Below are 18,663 nucleotides of genomic sequence, written 5' to 3'. Positions count from 1 at the left end.
GTAGAAGTCTGTGAAACAGAACTCCCTGAAAGGATGGTTCAAGAGCGGCGCCCCCGGCGTCTGGATCAGCGGTGGCGCGGTGTCCATCGCGGTCATCATGACCATTGGCCTGTTGGCGGTGATCGCCGTGCGCGGTCTGGGTCACTTCTGGCCGGCGGACTTGATTCACGCCAGCTATGACGTACCGGGCCAAGGCAATCACCTGGTCGTCGGCGAGGTGGTACAGAAGGAAGAAGTGCCGCGTGCTCGGCTGAAAAGTGCGGGCCTGCCAGTGCCCGATCAGGGCCCCGAGTTCATGACCCGCGAGCTGATCAAGGTCGGCAACCGTGACCTGAACGGCAATGACTTCACCTGGATCGTCGGTGACTGGCTGACCCAGCAGACCACACCACCCGAGTTGATGGCCATCGAGCGCCGCGAGTGGGGCAATTTCTACGGTTACCTGGTCAACGTCAAAGAGGGCGGCAAGGTCGTCGCCGAAGGCGAAGCGGCGTGGCCGGAACTGCAAGCGCGGATCGATCGGGTGAACCAGCTCGCCGCCCAGCTCAAGACCCTTGAGAAGTCCGATATCGGCGCGATCAACTCCGGCCTCGAACGCATCCGCCTGCACGGCCGCAAGCTGGAGCTGGAAGGCAACATGAGCGCGGCTGCGCAAGCGGACATGGAATCCGAGCGCGCCGAACTCAATGCCCGTTACCAGGACATCGAAGCGCGTCTGACCGATCTGCACGCGCAGTTCAATCGCGACTCGCTGACCGCTCGTGACGCCAACGGCAAGGAACTGGAAATCAGCCTGGGCAAGGTGGTTCATGCCTACCAGCCGAATGCCATGGGCACGTTCACCAAGATCGGCTTCTACTTCAGCAAGGTCTGGGAATTCCTCAGCGACGATCCGCGGGAAGCGAACACCGAAGGCGGGATCTTCCCGGCGATTTTCGGCACCGTGATGATGACCCTGATCATGGCCATGATCGTGACGCCGTTCGGTGTGCTGGCGGCGGTGTACCTGCGTGAATACGCCAAACAGAACACGCTGACCCGGGTGATCCGCATCGCGGTGAACAACCTGGCGGGCGTTCCGGCGATTGTCTATGGCGTGTTCGGCCTGGGCTTCTTCGTCTACGTGCTGGGCGGCTCGGTCGACCGCTTGTTCTTCCCCGAAGCGCTGCCGGCACCGACCTTCGGTACGCCGGGCCTGCTGTGGGCCTCCCTGACCCTGGCGCTGCTGGCGGTGCCGGTGGTGATCGTGGCCACCGAAGAAGGCCTGGCGCGGATCCCCCGTACGGTGCGGGAAGGCTCGCTGGCCCTTGGCGCGACCAAGGCGGAAACCTTGTGGAAGATCGTGCTGCCGATGGCCAGCCCGGCGATGATGACCGGCATGATCCTCGCCGTGGCCCGCGCCGCCGGCGAAGTGGCGCCGCTGATGCTGGTGGGCGTAGTGAAACTGGCGCCGTCGTTGCCACTGGACGGCAACTACCCGTACCTGCACCTCGACCAGAAAATCATGCACCTGGGCTTCCATATTTATGACGTCGGCTTCCAGAGCCCGAACGTCGAAGCCGCACGGCCGCTGGTGTACGCCACCGCGTTGCTGCTGGTGCTGGTGATTGCGACGTTGAACCTGTCGGCAGTGTGGATCCGTAACCACCTGCGCGAAAAATACAAGGCGCTGGATAGCTGATTTCAATGTGGGGGCGGGCAGGCCCGCTCCCACACTGAAGCGCATCCGCAGGAATATTGATGAGCATTGCGACAAGCAGTGTTCCGAACCGAATTTGTCAGCACAGGGAGCCTCCCATGCAGCACGAAACCCATACCCACGGCATCAACATGTCTGCCTTGGGTCGCGACAAACAGAGCCTGAACCTGGCGCAGGAAACCGTGGCCATCGAAGTGCCGGGCCTGAACCTGTTCTACGGCGACAAGCAGGCGCTGTACGACGTCAGCATGAACATCCCGAAACAGCGCGTGACGGCGTTCATCGGCCCGTCCGGCTGCGGCAAGTCCACGCTGCTGCGCACCTTCAACCGCATGAACGACCTGGTCGACGGCTGCCGCGTGGAAGGTGAGATCAACCTCTACGGCAACAACATCTACCGCAAGGGCGAGGACGTGGCCGAGCTGCGTCGCCGGGTCGGCATGGTGTTCCAGAAGCCCAACCCGTTCCCGAAAACCATCTACGAAAACGTGGTTTACGGCCTGCGTATCCAGGGCATCAACAAAAAACGCGTGCTCGACGAAGCGGTCGAGTGGGCGTTGAAAGGCGCGGCGCTGTGGGACGAAGTCAAGGACCGCCTGCACGACTCGGCACTGGGCCTGTCCGGCGGTCAGCAGCAACGTCTGGTGATCGCGCGCACCATCGCCGTGGAACCGGAAGTGCTGCTGCTCGACGAACCGTGCTCGGCACTCGACCCGATCTCCACACTGAAGGTCGAAGAGCTGATCTACGAGCTGAAATCGAAGTTCACCATCGTCATCGTGACCCACAACATGCAACAGGCCGCTCGTGTTTCCGACTACACGGCGTTCATGTACATGGGCAAACTGGTGGAGTTCGGCGACACCGACACCCTGTTCACCAATCCGGCGAAGAAACAGACCGAAGACTACATCACCGGTCGCTACGGCTAGGACATCGTGGTTGCTCACTGAACTGACGCTGCGGTCCACCGCACCTTACCGGACGCCCCAAGGACGCCAACAATGATTAGTAAAGAAGGCCTTACCCATCACATTTCCGCGCAGTTCAACGCCGAGCTCGAGGAAGTGCGCAGCCACCTCCTGGCCATGGGCGGGCTGGTGGAAAAGCAGGTCAATGACGCGGTCACGGCGCTGATCGAGGCTGATTCCGGCCTGGCCCAGCAGGTGCGCGAGATCGACGAACAGATCAACCAGATGGAACGCAACATCGACGAAGAATGCCTGCGCATCCTGGCCCGTCGTCAGCCGGCGGCGTCCGACTTGCGTCTGATCATCAGCATTTCGAAATCGGTGATCGACCTCGAGCGCATCGGCGACGAATCGACCAAGATCGCCCGCCGCGCCATCCAGCTGTGCGAGGAAGGCGAAGCGCCACGCGGTTACGTCGAAGTGCGCCACATCGGTGACCAGGTGCGCAACATGGTGCGTGACGCCCTGGACGCCTTTGCCCGCTTCGATGCCGACCTGGCGTTGTCGGTGGCGCAATACGACAAGATCATCGACCGCGAATACAAGACCGCCCTGCGTGAGCTCGCCACCTACATGATGGAAGACCCACGCTCTATCTCGCGGGTCTTGAGCATTATCTGGGTCCTGCGCTCGCTGGAACGCATTGGCGACCACGCGCGCAATATCTCTGAGCTGGTGATTTATCTGGTGCGCGGCACCGATGTGCGTCACCTGGGCCTCAAGCGCATGAAGGAAGAAGTTGAAGGCACAAGTGGTGAAACCGCTAATGTTCCGGGCGAAGCTGACGATAAATAAGATTGCCCTAGTAAAGCGCCCGGTCTTTTGGCCGGGCGTTTTTGTTCACGGGGCTGGATTCGACAGCAGCACCCGCGAACGAAAAGTCCCGGCGTGACTGAAGGTTTATGGCGAAGTGCCATCAGTAAAGCGGTATGCTTGCCAGGATTTTTTAAAGGGGTGATGGATGAGTAAGGTCAGTGTGTTGGTCGTGGACGATGCGTCGTTCATTCGTGACCTGGTGAAGAAGTGCCTGCGTAACTACTTCCCGGGCATTCGCATCGAAGACGCCATTAACGGCAAGAAGGCCCAGGCCTTTCTGGCGCGGGAAGCGTTCGACCTGGTCCTGTGCGACTGGGAAATGCCGGAAATGTCCGGCCTGGAACTGCTGACCTGGTGCCGCGAACAGGACAACCTCAAGACCATGCCCTTCGTGATGGTGACCAGCCGTGGGGACAAGGAGAACGTCGTCCAGGCGATCCAGGCTGGCGTTTCCGGTTACGTCAGCAAGCCGTTCACCAACGAGCAACTGCTGACCAAGGTCAAGCAGGCGCTGAACAAGGTCGGCAAGCTCGATACCTTGATGAACAGCGCACCGACCAAAATGAATTCGGCGTTTGGCAACGATTCGCTGAGCGCACTGACCGGCGGCAAACCTGCCGTGGCCGCCGCTGTGTCGGCGCCCGCTGCGGCGCCAGCACCGGCCACTGCAGCCGCTGCCCCCTCCCGTGGTCTGCTCAACAGCCCGCCGGTGAAAGCGCCGACGCCCGCGGCCAGCGCTGCCAACGGCGGGCGTGGCCAGGGTCAGTTGCGCCTGCCCAATGGCGTGCAGCAATGCGTGATCAAGGCCCTGAGCCTCAAGGAGGCGCTGTTGGTGGTCAAGCGCGCCGAAGCGCTGCCACAAGTGCTAGACAGTGCAGTACTCGACCTGGAGCAGGGCGACAACGCTGAAGTTGCGCGCCTGAACGGCTATCTGCACGCCATCGTGGCCCACGAGCAGAAACCCGACAGCGAATGGCTGCAACTGACGTTCCGCTTTGTCGACAAGGACGCGCAGAAGCTCGATTACCTGTCCCGCCTGATCGCCCGTGGGACGGCGCAGAAGCACTTCGTCCCAGGCGCATGATCCTCGTCGCCTGACAGTCCGCCTTCGCGCGCCGGCTCGCTGCCACGGGGAAATGCGTTTCCTTGTGGGGGCGAGTCGGGCCTTGCGAAGGGGGCATCCAGCAGCCCGCCCTAGCTCGTTTCACCCTCCGCCTATCCGATAACTCAACGCTCGTCTTGAGTTATATCTGTTCTGATATAGCCTGTTTGATAACGCGCCCTTTGGGCATGCCTTGAAACAACCCGGACCACCTTGTGTGGGTATCGTCGATTACGCTTTTCCTGTCACCAACAGGAGAAGTCGATGTCGAGGCACAAGGATGTGGTGTTTGTCGCGAGCTCACTCAAGGATCTGCGGGCTTTCCCGCTCGATGCACGCAGAGCTGTCGGTTTTCAGCTGGATATTCTGCAACAGGGTGAGGAGCCCTTTGACTGGCGGCCGATGAAAACGGTGGGGCAGGGCGTTAACGAAATCAGAGTCACAGAGGCGTCAGGGGTGTTTCGGGTGTTTTATGTGGTTAATCGGCCTGAGGCTATTTACGTGCTGCATGCCATCCAGAAGACCACGCGAAAAACCGAAACACGGGATATCGAACTGGCACGTGTCAGATTGCAGGAAATAGGTTAAGACATGACGGACCTTCACGACCAAGGACAGCGCTACGCCAATATTTGGGATGCGTTGGAAGACACGCCGCAGGAAGCTGCAAACATGCGACTGCGCTCCAAACTGATGCTGGAACTGTGCAAGACCATCCGCGGGTGGGAGCTTTCTCAGGTAGAGGCTGCCAGACGGTTGAAGATCACTCAGCCGCGGCTCAACGATGTGCTCAGCGGCAAGATTGATAAGTTCTCACTCGATGCGTTGGTGAATCTATCCGCAGCGGCGCGGTTGGACATCGATATTTGTTTTTCGCGAAATGAGGCTATGTCCCTGGGCTGATCCGGCGGTGCAACTCGCACTGCAACCTCTGTCGACTACCCGGGTCCATTGCAGCTGCTAGGCTCTTTCCCAGATCCTACTCGACAGAATTCTGCCCATGCTCGCGCGACTGATGTTTTTCTGCGGTCTTTTCATGGCTTGCGCCCAGGCGTCGGCCATGACGATCTACAAGTCCACCGACGCCAACGGCGTGGTCTCCTATAGCGACCGCCCCTCGAAAGGCGCCCAGGTGTTCACCTTTCGTGATCGCATGGTCGAGCACCTCGAGCGCCAGGTGTACCTGGTCATCACCAAGAAAAAGGGCGCAGACAGCGTCTACGTGCGCAATGACCTGTATGCGCCGGTGGAGATCGAGTTGAGCTTTGCCGGGCTGCAGAACGTCAACGGTGCGCCGAGCCGGCCGATTCGCCGGGTCATGCCCGCTCGCAGCAGCATTCGCCTGGCGTTGCTCACGGCGATGAACGCCGAGAAGCCGCTGGCCTATGTGCCCAGGTTCGAATATTCCCTGGGCGACCCCTCAGGGGCTGCCCTGGCCTATCAATACCCATACCCCTGGCGTGGCGGGCCGTTTCGCCTGAGTCAGGGTGCCAATGGCCAATACAGCCACTTCGGGCCCAGGAACCGCTACGCCATGGACATCGCGATGCCCGAGGGCACGCCAATCATCGCGGCGCGCGGCGGGGTGGTGGTGAAAACCGAAAATGCGCAGACCGGGCGCGGCAGCGATCCGGCGGGCAATTTCGTCCGGGTACTGCACGATGACGGGACGATGGGCGTGTACCTGCACCTCAAGCAAGGCTCGGTCAGCGTTCGCGAAGGGCAGCGGGTGTCGGTAGGCAGCCCGTTGGCGCTGTCGGGCAACACCGGCAACAGCAGCGGGCCGCACCTGCATTTCGTGGTGCAGCGCAATACCGGGCTGGGGTTGGTCTCGATCCCTTATCAGTTCAGGCAACCGATGGGCAGTCTGCCGAATTTTGCACTCGGCAAGCAGTGACGGGGGCCGGTCTGTCGCGAGCAGGCTCGCTCCCACAGCACTGGTGGGAGCGAGCCTGCTCGCGAAGGCATCGACGCGGTGCAGGCCCGGGCCGACTCAATCGAGCATCAACACCTTCGCCAGAATGATCTTCGGCCCCTTCATCTTCTTGATGATGATCCGCAGGCCTTCGACTTCCAGCACTTCTTCCTCTTCCGGCACCCGTTTCAGGGATTCGTAGACCAGACCGGCCAGGGTTTCGGCTTCGACGTGATCCAGGTCGATGCCCAGCAGCCGCTCGACCTTGAACAGCGGGGTATCGCCACGCACCAGCAACTTGCCCGGCTGGTAGGCGAGGATTCCGCGCTCGGCCTTGCGGTGTTCGTCCTGGATATCGCCGACCAGCACTTCCAGCACGTCTTCCATGGTCAGGTAGCCGATGATGTTGCCATCGGCTTCTTCGACCAGGGCAAAGTGCGAGCCGCCCTTGCGGAACTGCTCCAGCAACTGCGACAACGGCATGTGCCGCGAGACGCGTTCCAGCGGGCGGGTCAGTTCAGCCAGGTTGAACGACTCGGGAATGTGGTCCAGGGCCGCCAGTTCCAGCAGCAGGTCCTTGATGTGCAGCAGGCCGACGAACTCCTGACGGTCGCTGTCGTACACCGGATAGCGGCTGAACTTGTGGCGACGGAACATCGCCAGGATTTCCTTGAGCGGCGCATTGAACTCCAGGGTCACCAGGTCTTCGCGGGAATTGGCCCAGTCGACCACTTCCAGCTCGCCCATTTCCACCGCCGAGGCCAGCACGCGCATGCCTTGGTCGCTCGGGTCCTGGCCCCGGCTGGAGTGCAGGATCAGTTTCAGTTCTTCACGGCTGTAATGGTGTTCGTGATGCGGACCGGGCTCACCCTGGCCGGCGATCCGCAGGATGGTGTTGGCGCTGGCGTTGAGCAGGTAGATCGCCGGGTACATGGCCCAATAGAACAGGTACAGCGGGACGGCAGTCCACAACGACAGCAGTTCGGGTTTACGGATCGCCCAGGATTTCGGGGCCAGTTCGCCGACCACGATGTGCAGGTAGGAAATGACGAAGAACGCGGCGAAGAACGACACCCCCTTGATCACTTCGGGCGACTGCACGCCCACGGTTTCCAGCAGCGGTTCGAGGATGTGCGCGAAGGCCGGCTCACCGACCCAGCCCAGGCCCAGGGAGGCGAGGGTAATACCCAGCTGGCACGCCGACAGGTAGGCATCGAGCTGACTGTGAACGGTGCGCAGGATGTGCCCGCGCCAGCCGTTCTTGTCAGCGATGGCTTCGACCCGGGTCGAGCGCAACTTGACCATGGCGAATTCCGCCGCAACGAAAAAGCCGTTGAGCAAAACCAGGATCAAAGCAAAAAGAATCATGCCGAAATCGGCGAAGAGTGTCGCGAGGGTCAAGCCAGGGGAAGGGTCCATGATGGAGTTTTGCGGGTTCCGTGTATTCGAAAAGGGATCAATGACATGCCTGAAAGGCAGGCACAAGTCAGCCAATGTAGCGGCTGACTTGTCGATTGCCTAGTGGCGCGTGCTGGCCGGTATCAGTCGGTCATGCTGATCGCCCGGGATTTGCTGACCTGTGCCGGGGCGAAATGGCAGGTGAACGTACTGCCGTGGCCCGGCACGCTGCTGATCTCCATGCGGGCGCGGTGGCGCAGCAACACGTGCTTGACGATGGCCAGCCCGAGCCCGGTGCCGCCGGTGTTGGAGTTGCGGCTGGAATCGACCCGGTAGAAGCGCTCGGTCAGGCGCGGCAGGTGTTTGCTGTCGATGCCGATACCCGAATCCTGCACGCTCAGGTGTGCGCCTTGCTCGTCGCCCCACCAGCGAATGCGGATGTTGCCCTCCGCCGGGGTGTACTTCACCGCGTTGAACACCAGGTTGGAAAACGCACTGCGCAGTTCGGCCTCGCTGCCCTTGAGGTTGATCGTCGGGTCGGCTTCCAGGGTGATGCGCTGGTTTTTCTGCCCGGATAACTGCTGGGCGTCGCTCTTGATCGATTGCAACAAGCTCTCGACGGCCACGGGGTGGTTGTCCGACGGGTAATCGGTGGCTTCCAGCTTGGCCAGCAGCAACAGGTCGTTGAGCAGCGTCTGCATGCGTCCGCCTTGTTGCTGCATTTGCTGCAGGGCACGGCTCCAGCGCGGGTTCACCTCGTCGACGTTGTCGAGCAGGGTTTCCAGGTAACCGCAGATCACTGTCAGCGGTGTGCGCAGTTCATGGGACACGTTGGCGATGAAGTCCTTGCGCATCTGCTCCAGTTGATGGATGCGCGTCACGTCGCGCACCAGCATCAGGTGTTCGTTGTTGCCGTAGCGGGTGATGTACAGCTGAATGCGCACGCGGTCGTTGGTCGGTGAGGGGATTTCCAGCGGCTCGGCGTAGTTGTCCTGCTCGAAGTATTCCTTGAAGCGCGGGTGACGCACCAGGTTGGTCACCGGCTGCCCGCTGTCCTGCGGCGTCTTGAGGCCCAGCAGGGTTTCCGCCGCGCGGTTCCACCACTCCAGGTTGCCGTCGGTGTCGAGCATGATCACCGCGTCTTTCAGAGCGGCGGTGGACTCCTGAACCCGGTCGATCACCGCTTGCAGGCGCCCGCGTACCCGTTGGTCGCGACGTTGCAGGTGATAGATGCTGTCGAACACTTCGCCCCACAGGCCATAGCCGTCGGGCGGTGCTTCATCTGGTTTGTGCAGGCGCAGCCACTCGTGCAGACGCAACAATTGCTTGAGGGTCCAGGCCAGGTAAAGACCCAGGCCTGCGGCGAGGCTCCAGCCGTAATAGCCGGTAATCAGGCCGATCACCAGGCAAGCGGTGACCAGTAGCAGCATGTGGCGAATGAGGATGCCATGCCAGTTTTGGTTCACGTTAACGCGCGTCCTTGTCAGCTTGTCGGGCGGGAAGGTCCGGATCAGGCTTTGGTGGAGAACCGATAGCCGGTGCCGCGCACGGTTTGTACCAGATTTTCGTAAGCATCACCGAGGGCTTTGCGCAGGCGACGAATGTGCACGTCCACGGTGCGCTCTTCAACGTAGACATTGCCGCCCCAGACCTGATCCAGCAACTGGCCGCGGGTGTAGGCGCGTTCCTGATGGGTCATGAAGAATTGCAGCAAGCGGTATTCGGTGGGGCCCATTTCGGCCGGTTTACCGTCGATGGTCACGCGGTGGCTGATCGGGTCCAGCAGCAGGCCGCCGACTTCGATCGGTGCCTCGCCATCGGTTGGCCCGGCACGGCGCAGCACGGCCTTGAGACGTGCCACCAGCTCACGGGGGGAAAACGGTTTGGTGATGTAGTCGTCGGCGCCGACTTCCAGGCCCTGGATCTTGTTGTCCTCTTCGCCCTTGGCCGTGAGCATGATGATCGGGATATCCCCGGTCAGCTCATCGCGTTTGAGGCGGCGGGCCAGTTCGATGCCGGAGGTGCCGGGCAGCATCCAGTCGAGCAGGATCAGGTCCGGCTTGCGGTCGACGATAATGGCATGAGCCTGCTGAGAGTTCTCGGCCTCCAGGCAGTCATAGCCGGCCATTTCCAACGCAACGGCGATCATCTCGCGGATGGGCGCTTCGTCGTCGACGATCAGAATGTTCCTGCCAACCATGCCATTAACCCTCTTGTCATTTAACTGTCTTGCGCCGCATTAGATAACGGAATTATTGCAGTCGTGTGACAACATTTTAGCTGCACGGCGATTGTGGCGTTCCTGAACTATTCTCTAAGTCCGAATCCTGACAACCACAAAAGAAGGTTTCCATGACTCACTACTCGCAATCCCTTAAAGCCCTGATGCTGGCCGCTGCCCTGTCTGTGCCGGCAATGGCCTTCGCGGCGGAGCCTGCGATGATGCAAGGCGGAGTGATGACCGACCACAAGGGAATGACCTTGTACACGTTCGACAAGGACACGGGCGGCAAGTCGGTGTGCACCGGTCAGTGCGCGGAAAACTGGCCGCCACTGAAGGCCGAGGACGGTGCCAAGGCCGACGGCAAATGGACGATCATCACCCGTGACGACGGCAGCAAACAATGGGCCTACGACGGCAAGCCGCTGTACTACTTCATGAAGGACAAGGCGCCGGGCGACAAGACCGGTGACAAGATGAAAGACGTCTGGCACGTCATCACCAATACGGGTGCGAAAATGTAGGAACTGCTCCGTTCCCGGACTGGGATCCCTCTGTGGGAGCGAGCCTGCTCGCGATGGACGTCAACGATGACGCGGGGTACCTGAGAGCCCGCGGCGCCTGCACGACCTTCGCGAGCAAGCTCGCTCCTACAGAAATCGTGTTGGTTTAGCGCAGCGCGTAATCCAGCACGATCCCGACAAAAATCGCCAGCCCCGCCCAGTGGTTATGCAGGAACGCCTTGAAGCAACGCATCCGGTCCTTGCCCCGGGTGTACCAGAACTCCCAGGCAAAACAGCCCGCCGCCACCAGCAACCCCAAGTGGAACCAGACGCCCAGCTCGAATTTCGAACCGGCCAGCAGCAGGCAACCCAACGCCAACCCCTGCAAGGTCACGATGATCACCCGGTCCGCTTCGCCAAACAGGATTGCCGTGGATTTGACCCCGATCTTCAAGTCGTCGTCGCGGTCGGTCATGGCGTAATAGGTGTCGTAGCCCACCGTCCACAACAGGTTGGCGATCCACAGCAACCACGCCACCGCCGGCAACTCGCCGGTCTCGGCGGTGAATGCCATCGGCATCCCCCAGGAAAACGCCATGCCCAGTACCACCTGCGGGTAGTAGGTGTAGCGCTTCATGAACGGGTACGTGCACGCCAGGGCCAGGCCGCCGAACGACAGCCAGACCGTCGCCGCGTTGGTGCACAACACCAGCAGGAAGCTGATGCCCATCAGCACCGCGAAAAACACCAGGGCTTCGCGCGAGGTGATCTTGCCGCTGACCAGCGGCCGTTGCTCGGTACGCTTCACATGGCCATCGACCTTGCGATCCGCCCAGTCATTGATCACGCAACCGCCGGCACGGGTGAGCACCACACCGAGCACGAAAATCACCACGTTGGCCACGGACGGCGAACCCTCGCCGGCAATCCACAGCGCCCACAAGGTGGGCCACAGCAGCAGGTAGATGCCGATCGGCTTGTCCATGCGCGTCAGCTGAATGAAATCCCAGGCCCGTGGGTTCAAGCGGTTCAGGGACTTGAGCAGGCTCTGGTACATCAGCAATTCTCCGGGTGGGCGCGGGTGGCGAGCCACAAGGTCGGCAGGAAAATTTCGGCCACCAGCACGCTCAAGGCGCCACGGTCGAAGCGCGAGCGGCGTCCCCACAACTGCGGTGCCCGGGACTCCGGCGGCAGCCAAGCCTGAGGGTAGTGACAGACCTCGATGGCGCGCCGCGCAAACGCATGATCACAAAACAGCAACTCGCCCAGCGAACGGCTGCCCAACTCATCCATGTGCAACCCGTCGCCCTGCAACGCGCTGCGTGCCGCCACACTGCGGGCGAACACCCAGGCTTCGCCGTGGCCGCGCAGATACACCTCGCGCACCCAGCCCTCGCTGCCTTCGGCCAGGTCCAGCGCCATGCATTCGTCGGCGCGCAGTGTTTGCCAGCCTTCGAACAGCGGCGTGACGCTGAAACCGTCGTTCGACAGGCGGATCAGCCGTCGGGTCAGCGAGCCTTCATCGAAGAGCCAGTCCAGCGTAGTGGCGTCGGGGAGGGGGTTGAGTTGGCTTTGAAGCAGCCATTGCGGGGCGGTTGTGTGTTGCACAATGAGTCATTATTGGCAGCAAATGAGGCGGCGAGCTTACCATGGCAGCTCATCATTTTGAGTGATCGGGCGGCCCGGAGCGTCGAACAGGCTTGCATCTGCGAGGCACGATCAGTACAAAACGCCCTGAGCCGGATGGCAACGCTGCACCATCGACCGTCCGCGCCGGCAATGCGCCTGAACCTGAGGAAGTAGCTGAATGAAAAAGTGGCAATGTGTGGTCTGCGGGCTCATCTACAACGAAGCCGACGGCTGGCCGGATGACGGCATTGCGCCGGGCACCCTGTGGCAGGACGTGCCGGAAGACTGGCTGTGCCCGGATTGTGGCGTCGGCAAGATGGATTTCGAAATGATCGAAATCAACTGAGACCTTTCAAGGAGCAAGGCATGAACGCACCTGTCGTGATCGTGGGCACTGGCCTGGCGGGCTATAACCTGGCCCGCGAGTTTCGCAAGCTCGATGGCGAAACCCCGCTGCTGCTGATCACCGCCGACGACGGGCGTTCCTACTCCAAGCCGATGCTGTCCACCGGCTTTGGCAAAAACAAGGACGCCGACGGCCTGGCCATGGCCGAACCGGGCGCCATGGCCGAGCAGTTGAAGGCCGAAGTGCGCACCCACACCCGCATCAGCGGCATCGACCCCGGCCACAAACGCTTGTGGATCGGTGAAGAGGCGGTGAGCTACCGCGACCTGATCCTGGCCTGGGGCGCCGAAACCGTGCGCGTGCCCATCGAAGGCGATGCGGCGCACGCCGTGTTCCCGATCAACGACCTCGAAGACTACGCACGCTTCCGCGCCTTTGCCGCCGGCAAGCGTCGGGTGTTGCTGCTGGGTGTCGGCCTGATCGGCTGTGAATTCGCCAACGACCTGATCCTCGGCGGGTATGAAGTGCAACTGGTGGCGCCGTGCGAGCAGGTCATGCCGATGCTGCTGCACCCGGCTGCCGCCGCAGCGGTGCAGGCCGGGCTGGAAAGCCTGGGGGCGCGCTTCCACCTCGGGCCGGTGCTCAACCGCTTGCAGCGCGTGGCGGATGGCCTGGAAGCGCACCTGTCGGACGGTCAGGTCATCGCCTGTGACGTCGTGGTCTCGGCCATCGGCCTGCGCCCGCGCATCGACCTGGCGGCTGCCGCAGGTCTGCAGGTCAATCGCGGCGTGGTCGTCGACCGCCACCTGAAAACCTCCCACGCCAACATCTACGCCCTGGGCGACTGCGCCGAAGTCGACGGGCTGAACCTGTTGTACGTGATGCCCCTCATGAGCTGTGCGAGAGCGTTGGCCCAGACCCTCGCCGGCAACCCGACGGCGGTGAGCTACGGCGCGATGCCAATCACCGTCAAAACGCCGGTCTGCCCGTTGGTGGTTTCACCGCCGCCACGGGGTTCGGAAGGCGTCTGGACGGTCGAAGGCCAGGGCGCCGACGTCAAGGTGCTGTGCCGCGATGCGACCGGCAAACTGCTGGGTTACGCCCTGACCGGCACCGCCGTGATGGAGAAACTGGCGCTGAACAAAGAACTTCCACCGCTGCTGGCGTAAATAGCGGGCGTTCTGTCGCAATCACCCCTCTTTTGTCGAGACAAACGTCGCGCGCAGGCTGGCGCGGCTTCTCGGCGCGTGCCATCCTCACTCCCGTCTGCCGCAGAGTAGAGCACCTGCGGCGCTTTGGGCGCTGCTCCAACGAGAGCAGCACGGACATAACAACAAAAAACCGTCAAAGGGGCTTCACTTATGCGCAAACCAGAACTCGCCGCAGCCATCGCGGAGAAAGCAGATCTCACCAAAGAACAGGCCAACCGCGTTCTCAACGCCGTTCTCGAAGAAATCACCGGCGCCCTGCACCGCAAGGACAGCGTGACGCTGGTCGGCTTCGGCACCTTCCTGCAACGCCACCGCGGCGCCCGCACCGGCAAAAACCCGCAAACCGGCGAGCCGGTCAAAATCAAGGCCAGCAACACCGTTGCCTTCAAGCCAGGCAAATCGTTGAAAGACAGCGTCAATCCGTAATCAGTATTCCCGGCCCGCACAGCGGGAAGCGAATGAAGAATGGGCACACCCTTCCCGGGTTGAGTGCCCATTTTTTGTGCCCGGCATTGGGTGCCGCAGCCCTCCGTGGGAGCGAGCCTGCTTGCGATGAAACCAGAGAGCACCGCGGGGCATCAGAGCCCCATGAACCGGCGTCGGAGCCCGGCCCGCAATCGCCTCACGCCTACCAATACCCGCGCAGAGGGCCTGGATGTCATTCAGCGCTACCAACTGCCGAAAGGTATTCCGAATTTTTCGATGTAGGCGTTGGATTGTTCTGAAAGCGGTCGATGTTTTCCATTGGACGTGCCGACGTAAGGGCGTTCGGGATTGATCGTGCCTTGGACGCGGGTGACCTCGGTGGCATTCAGACAGGCACCTCCCCACCACACCTTGGCGATGCCGCCTGGTGCCAGTGGATATCCCGGCGTATGCCTTTTCAAGTTATCTATTTGAGCCTTCCAACTTCCGATACGGTGGTTAGCAGTGGCACAATTGCGAGCAGCCCGGTTTTGTCGTTATAAAAAACCTGACTCCATTAGCCCGACAGTTAACGCCATAAACATATAAATGCTTATAACTGTCCGATACAGAGCTACAAGCTTAAATCTGAGATGCGAAGGAAAATTTTTAATATCCTCGGCGCTGACCGTTCCATGCTTTATAAAGAAGTTAGGGAACGTCAAGACACAGGCGATTCCACCAACGAACTGCAACTGTCGGTAAATATAACTGTATCCATTTCCGGGATTTATTAATGCAGGAGAATTTTCTTTGAAGTGCTCACGCATTAGGTGTCCTTGTGTATGACCCAGATAAACAGCATATGCGGTGCAAGCGCATAGCGCTAACAGCACCACACCGCAGGTGTAGCCAACTATCAGTTTGGTGATGCTCATTCTTCAATCTCAAAAATGACTTCGCCAAATTTCTCGCCATACCTGTTACCCAGCATGCTGCCTGTATAAGAGATGAGACCCACTACGACAACGCCGCATGCCAATGTCGCCAGCCCTGCTGTAGGTAATCCCAATCCGATGCAGACTGTGCCAACAATTGGTGTTTGACTTAACATCAAGCCCGCAGTAATACCACCGCCGACACCGCCAGCGAATGCCCCCGACTCAGTAAATTTAACTCGCTCACATTCTTCAGCGCTGCCTGCAGAACACACTTCTCGAACCTTCAACACAGACGCCCCACCACCAACAGCTGTCCCAACCCACCCGCCGGCCTTGACGTATTTGGAAGCCTTCGCCACCCCCTCAAGATGGGTGGCGTAACCCGGTATTTGCCCGGTAGCCCCGGCTGCGGTCCAGCGATGGATCAGACTTTGGCTGGACAGGCCCAGTGCGCGTTTCAAGTTGGGGTGGTCGGGGAAGCCAATACCCTTTTTCGTCAAACGGGTGAGGTGCGTATTGAGATTGGCGAGCAAGCGTTTGCGTTCTGCAAGGAAGTTCGGGGAGCGCAAATGTCCATCTTTTTGAAATGACAGTTGGTGAAGGGCTTCAATTTCCTGCAGGGTTTTTCTCACGTTATCCAGATTGTTATTGAAAATACTTTGCCCGACGCCGATGGCATTTGAACCCAAGGCCAGAAAGGTCTGGATTTCGTCGCGGTGGCGAACCATGAAATCCGCTTCCTCCGGGCTAAGCGTATCGATGATCTGATTGGTCTTGGCTGCCACCTCCATGAGCAAGGCTTCTTGTCGAGTGCATTGGTGATTGTTGGGGTCGCTGAGCACGATCATGGAGCCCGCTTTGACATCGCTGAGGAGCGGGTTAAGTAACTTGAATTTATCCATCACCGCCGGATCGCGCAGGACGAACAGATTGGACTCGAGTCGTTCGCGGGTTGTGCTTTGGGGAACGACGTAGAAACCGGGCTCATGAGCATCGGCACTATTTATCCCTTTCGAGGAATAACTGGGGACCCGTTCACGGTGAAGCCGGCTGTTCGCGGTGCGATCGATTCCCTTGCCGTTTTGTAGCGTCAGCCCTTGCTCTTCGACTTCCTCTTCTTCTTCCTCCAGTTCATCCACAGGGTCGTATTTCGCAGGCACCTGCGTCTCCTCCGGAAGTACTCCGCCGCCCTCGACAATCGGCACACTGCTGAAAATCCCCTCGGTGTTGATGACGATGTGGTGGCCTCCTGCGCTGAGCGTCAGGCTCGTTTGCGCATCGATCACCACATTGGAGGCCGTGACATGTGCCCGTTGGCCGGCCTGAATCACCAACGAACCGTCGGCTGTCGTGCGGCTGTTGCCGCTGATGGCGATCAGCTCATCACCGCCAATCACCGTGGTTCGCCGGCCTTCGGTGGTATGGTTTTCGTCGCCTTTGATCAGGCAAGTGCTGTTGCGGAAGATCAATTGCTCGAGGTCGCGTTGCGCGCGCAGGGCGATTTTTTCCTGCCCGGCACGGTCCTCGATCGACAGTTCGTTATAACCGCCGTTACGGGGTGAGCTTCGGCTGCGCAGTACGGTTCTGGTCTTGTGTGCGGGCAGAGGGTGGGCGAGCGCGTTGACCCGATTGGCCACGCATCCGGTAATCAGCGGTTGATCCGGATCGCCTTCCAGAAAGGTGACGACCACTTCCATCCCGACGCGTGGAATGGTCACCGCGCCAAATCCCTCACCGGCCCAACTGGACGCTACCCGCAGCCAGCAACTGCTGAACTCACTGTCAGGCTCGGCGCGATCCCAGTGGAACTCGACTTTGACACGGCCATATTCATCGCAGTGGATCTCTTCATTGGCCGGGCCTGTCACACGGGCAGTCTGGCTTATCAGCTTTTTGCGAGGACGCAGCGGTGGGCGATAGACGATGTCTGCTTGAATGGCGCTGAACTCGTTGCGATAGCCCTGGCTGAAGCCATCGGTGGGCTGTGTCTCGTGGCCGATAGCCTCCTCAAGGACCTGTGGTTGTTTGCCAGTGTGTTTGACGCTGACCAGCAGCCACTTGTCATTGCAGGCTTTGCGCGGATGTTCGGTCAGGTCAAACAGGTGTCCGCTGCGCAACGTGGGCTGATTGCTCTTGCCCTCAACCCACTGATAGTCGACCCGGTGCCGCTCCAGTGCCAGGCGGGCGAGCCGTCGCCCGTGTTCTTCCGTCTCCATCCGCAGCGGGTAGCGATAATCTTCAAGCTCGGGGGTGAATGCAGCCGTGAAGCGATTTTCCAGCAGTCGGCTTGGGCGTTTCAGGTCATAGCTGCGACGGGTCACCCTGCTGGTGCGAGTGCTGAAAGCCAGGGTGAGGCGGCTGACGACCGGCTGTTCTGCGACCATCCCGGCGTCCTGTCGATAGGGGGTGGCGCCGAGCATCGGGAAAAATACCGAGTCGTCGGTGAACACCAGCAGATGACGTTCGCAAGCATGCTGGTGATGCCAGGCGATTCCGTCCTCCGCGCATAGGCGTCGGATGAACTCGAAGTCACTTTCGTCATATTGAGTGCAGTATTCGCGCTCTTCGCTGGTACGTACGTGGAAGGTGAACACATCGGTCTGCATACCGTGCTGTTGGAGCACCTGAGTGATGATCTGCGGCACTGTCAGTTTCTGAAAAATTCGTTGGTTGTAGCTGTATTTCAGATAATGCAGTGCAGGCACCAGCGTTAGCTGATAACGCGTCAGGCGCTCGCCGACCTCTCCGGCAACCACGTTTTCGATCCGGCCATGGATGCCTTCGTCTCCGGGCCCGAATTGTAAAAAAGCCGGTTGGCAAAGCAGATCCTCAATGTCGAAATCCCGGTATTCACTGACCACTTCGACCTTGATGGAATACAGGGCATTGAGGGCTTCGCTGCCCATGAAATTGAGAACTTTGAAATTGTTGCGGATGTTCGGGATCGTGAGGGTGAAAAAGGCAGCATTAGCCGATGAGAGCATGTTCTTGATCCTTTTTGTTTTTCAGCCCTTCCTTGAACTGAGATAGAAGTAAAGCGCGACGCCGAGCCCTGGGGGTCGTGATTGTTCGTCAAAATATTACGCAACCTAACAATGAATTCTGAAGAATTATGTCGGACGGATCCCAAAGCTAAGTGTGAAATTTCCGCAACATATAAGTGTAACTATTGAGTTTTATTTAAATGTGTCTGCCTCGGCATTCTGATGGTCGTTCGTCATTTTCTTCATGACACCGGCAATATTTCGGAACGGTCCTACATTTATATTGTTTTATTTTTGGCATGCTTCGGATCCTGTCTCGGCGGGCCATGGCCAGTGAATACGGGGTCTTGGTGGGCGTTAATGTTTTGAAGGCTCTATCTCAATGCTTTCAAGTGATCTTGAACATGAGGGTTATAAGAATTTGGCCAGTAACTCACCATTGGACAGAGGGGACGCCCGCCCAAACATTATGAAACATGCCTGGGTACCGAGCTCGGTGCCTTTAAATGGCGGTTATAGAAA

18 protein-coding genes and 1 pseudogene are annotated in these 18,663 nt (G+C 59.9%); 11 read left to right on the top strand and 8 right to left on the bottom strand.

What is annotated here, in order from left to right; translation table 11 throughout:
* The first annotated feature begins 10 nt into the window (after nucleotides 1-10).
* From pstA to IB249_RS18425, 7 genes are all read left to right on the top strand, one after another.
* Nucleotides 11-1,681 carry a phosphate ABC transporter permease PstA gene (gene pstA / locus IB249_RS18455; RefSeq protein ID WP_192307168.1) on the top strand — a complete coding sequence of 557 codons (1,671 nt, stop codon included), beginning with the start codon at nucleotides 11-13 and terminating at the stop codon, nucleotides 1,679-1,681.
* Nucleotides 1,682-1,797: 116 nt separating this feature from the next.
* Nucleotides 1,798-2,631 carry a phosphate ABC transporter ATP-binding protein PstB gene (gene pstB, locus IB249_RS18450; RefSeq protein ID WP_192307167.1) on the top strand — a complete coding sequence of 278 codons (834 nt, stop codon included), beginning with the start codon at nucleotides 1,798-1,800 and terminating at the stop codon, nucleotides 2,629-2,631.
* A gap of 72 nt (nucleotides 2,632-2,703) precedes the next feature.
* A complete protein-coding gene (gene phoU, locus IB249_RS18445; protein WP_192307166.1) occupies nucleotides 2,704-3,465 on the top strand; it encodes a phosphate signaling complex protein PhoU in 762 nt (253 codons plus the stop codon).
* 166 nt (nucleotides 3,466-3,631) lie between these two features.
* Nucleotides 3,632-4,570 carry a response regulator gene (locus IB249_RS18440; RefSeq protein ID WP_192307165.1) on the top strand — a complete coding sequence of 313 codons (939 nt, stop codon included), beginning with the start codon at nucleotides 3,632-3,634 and terminating at the stop codon, nucleotides 4,568-4,570.
* Nucleotides 4,571-4,852: 282 nt separating this feature from the next.
* Nucleotides 4,853-5,176, top strand: a complete 324-nt coding sequence (locus IB249_RS18435; RefSeq protein ID WP_192307164.1) for a type II toxin-antitoxin system RelE/ParE family toxin — start codon at nucleotides 4,853-4,855, stop codon at nucleotides 5,174-5,176.
* Nucleotides 5,177-5,179: 3 nt separating this feature from the next.
* On the top strand, nucleotides 5,180-5,491 hold the full coding sequence (locus IB249_RS18430; protein WP_192307163.1) for a helix-turn-helix domain-containing protein: 312 nt from the start codon (nucleotides 5,180-5,182) through the stop codon (nucleotides 5,489-5,491).
* 97 nt (nucleotides 5,492-5,588) lie between these two features.
* Complete coding sequence (locus IB249_RS18425) at nucleotides 5,589-6,485, top strand: peptidoglycan DD-metalloendopeptidase family protein (RefSeq protein ID WP_192307162.1); 897 nt, start codon at nucleotides 5,589-5,591, stop codon at nucleotides 6,483-6,485.
* Between the two features lie 96 nt (nucleotides 6,486-6,581).
* Here IB249_RS18425 and IB249_RS18420 read toward each other — a convergent pair whose 3' ends face one another.
* The 3 genes from IB249_RS18420 to phoB all read right to left on the bottom strand — a co-directional run bounded on the left by IB249_RS18420 (nucleotide 6,582) and on the right by phoB (nucleotide 10,101).
* A complete protein-coding gene (locus IB249_RS18420; RefSeq protein WP_192307161.1) occupies nucleotides 6,582-7,922 on the bottom strand; it encodes a hemolysin family protein in 1,341 nt (446 codons plus the stop codon).
* Between the two features lie 122 nt (nucleotides 7,923-8,044).
* Entirely contained in the window at nucleotides 8,045-9,331 is a 1,287-nt protein-coding gene (phoR, locus tag IB249_RS18415) for a phosphate regulon sensor histidine kinase PhoR (RefSeq protein WP_263864721.1), read from the bottom strand.
* Nucleotides 9,332-9,411: 80 nt separating this feature from the next.
* Nucleotides 9,412-10,101, bottom strand: a complete 690-nt coding sequence (phoB, locus tag IB249_RS18410) for a phosphate regulon transcriptional regulator PhoB (RefSeq protein ID WP_192307159.1) — start codon at nucleotides 10,099-10,101, stop codon at nucleotides 9,412-9,414.
* Between the two features lie 152 nt (nucleotides 10,102-10,253).
* Between phoB and IB249_RS18405 the strand changes: the two genes are divergently transcribed.
* Nucleotides 10,254-10,646, top strand: a complete 393-nt coding sequence (locus IB249_RS18405) for a hypothetical protein (protein WP_192307158.1) — start codon at nucleotides 10,254-10,256, stop codon at nucleotides 10,644-10,646.
* Between the two features lie 145 nt (nucleotides 10,647-10,791).
* Here the strand turns inward: IB249_RS18405 and ubiA are convergent, their stop codons facing one another.
* A complete protein-coding gene (gene ubiA / locus IB249_RS18400; protein ID WP_192307157.1) occupies nucleotides 10,792-11,682 on the bottom strand; it encodes a 4-hydroxybenzoate octaprenyltransferase in 891 nt (296 codons plus the stop codon).
* The gene (locus IB249_RS18395) at nucleotides 11,682-12,233 is read right to left on the bottom strand and encodes a chorismate--pyruvate lyase family protein (RefSeq protein ID WP_192307156.1); all 552 of its coding nucleotides are present in this window, start codon (nucleotides 12,231-12,233) and stop codon (nucleotides 11,682-11,684) included. The genes ubiA and IB249_RS18395 overlap by 1 nt, the downstream gene beginning before the upstream one ends.
* A gap of 199 nt (nucleotides 12,234-12,432) precedes the next feature.
* Here IB249_RS18395 and IB249_RS18390 point away from each other — a divergent pair, with 199 nt between their 5' ends.
* The 3 genes from IB249_RS18390 to IB249_RS18380 all read left to right on the top strand — a co-directional run bounded on the left by IB249_RS18390 (nucleotide 12,433) and on the right by IB249_RS18380 (nucleotide 14,237).
* On the top strand, nucleotides 12,433-12,600 hold the full coding sequence (locus IB249_RS18390) for a rubredoxin (protein WP_007954349.1): 168 nt from the start codon (nucleotides 12,433-12,435) through the stop codon (nucleotides 12,598-12,600).
* 20 nt (nucleotides 12,601-12,620) lie between these two features.
* Nucleotides 12,621-13,769 carry an NAD(P)/FAD-dependent oxidoreductase gene (locus tag IB249_RS18385; protein WP_192307155.1) on the top strand — a complete coding sequence of 383 codons (1,149 nt, stop codon included), beginning with the start codon at nucleotides 12,621-12,623 and terminating at the stop codon, nucleotides 13,767-13,769.
* Nucleotides 13,770-13,961: 192 nt separating this feature from the next.
* Nucleotides 13,962-14,237 (top strand): HU family DNA-binding protein, encoded by a 276-nt coding sequence (locus IB249_RS18380; protein ID WP_003213368.1) that lies wholly within the window; start codon nucleotides 13,962-13,964, stop codon nucleotides 14,235-14,237.
* Nucleotides 14,238-14,479: 242 nt separating this feature from the next.
* On the opposite strand, the pseudogene IB249_RS29785 reads toward IB249_RS18380, so the two are convergent.
* The 3 genes and pseudogenes from IB249_RS29785 to tssI form a co-directional block, all read right to left on the bottom strand.
* Nucleotides 14,480-14,680, bottom strand: a pseudogene (locus tag IB249_RS29785) (hypothetical protein); the annotation flags it as partial.
* A 93-nt stretch (nucleotides 14,681-14,773) separates the two neighbouring features.
* Entirely contained in the window at nucleotides 14,774-15,154 is a 381-nt protein-coding gene (locus IB249_RS18375) for a hypothetical protein (protein ID WP_192307154.1), read from the bottom strand.
* Nucleotides 15,151-18,141, bottom strand: a complete 2,991-nt coding sequence (gene tssI, locus IB249_RS18370; RefSeq protein WP_192307153.1) for a type VI secretion system tip protein TssI/VgrG — start codon at nucleotides 18,139-18,141, stop codon at nucleotides 15,151-15,153. The genes IB249_RS18375 and tssI overlap by 4 nt, the downstream gene beginning before the upstream one ends.
* Nucleotides 18,142-18,663 lie beyond the last annotated feature (522 nt).

This window comes from Pseudomonas sp. PDM04 (genome assembly GCF_014851765.1).
In the GTDB taxonomy this organism is placed as follows: domain Bacteria; phylum Pseudomonadota; class Gammaproteobacteria; order Pseudomonadales; family Pseudomonadaceae; genus Aquipseudomonas.
The sequence above is the reverse complement of the archived record's forward strand: the minus strand, read 5'-3'. Positions and strand labels throughout refer to the sequence as shown.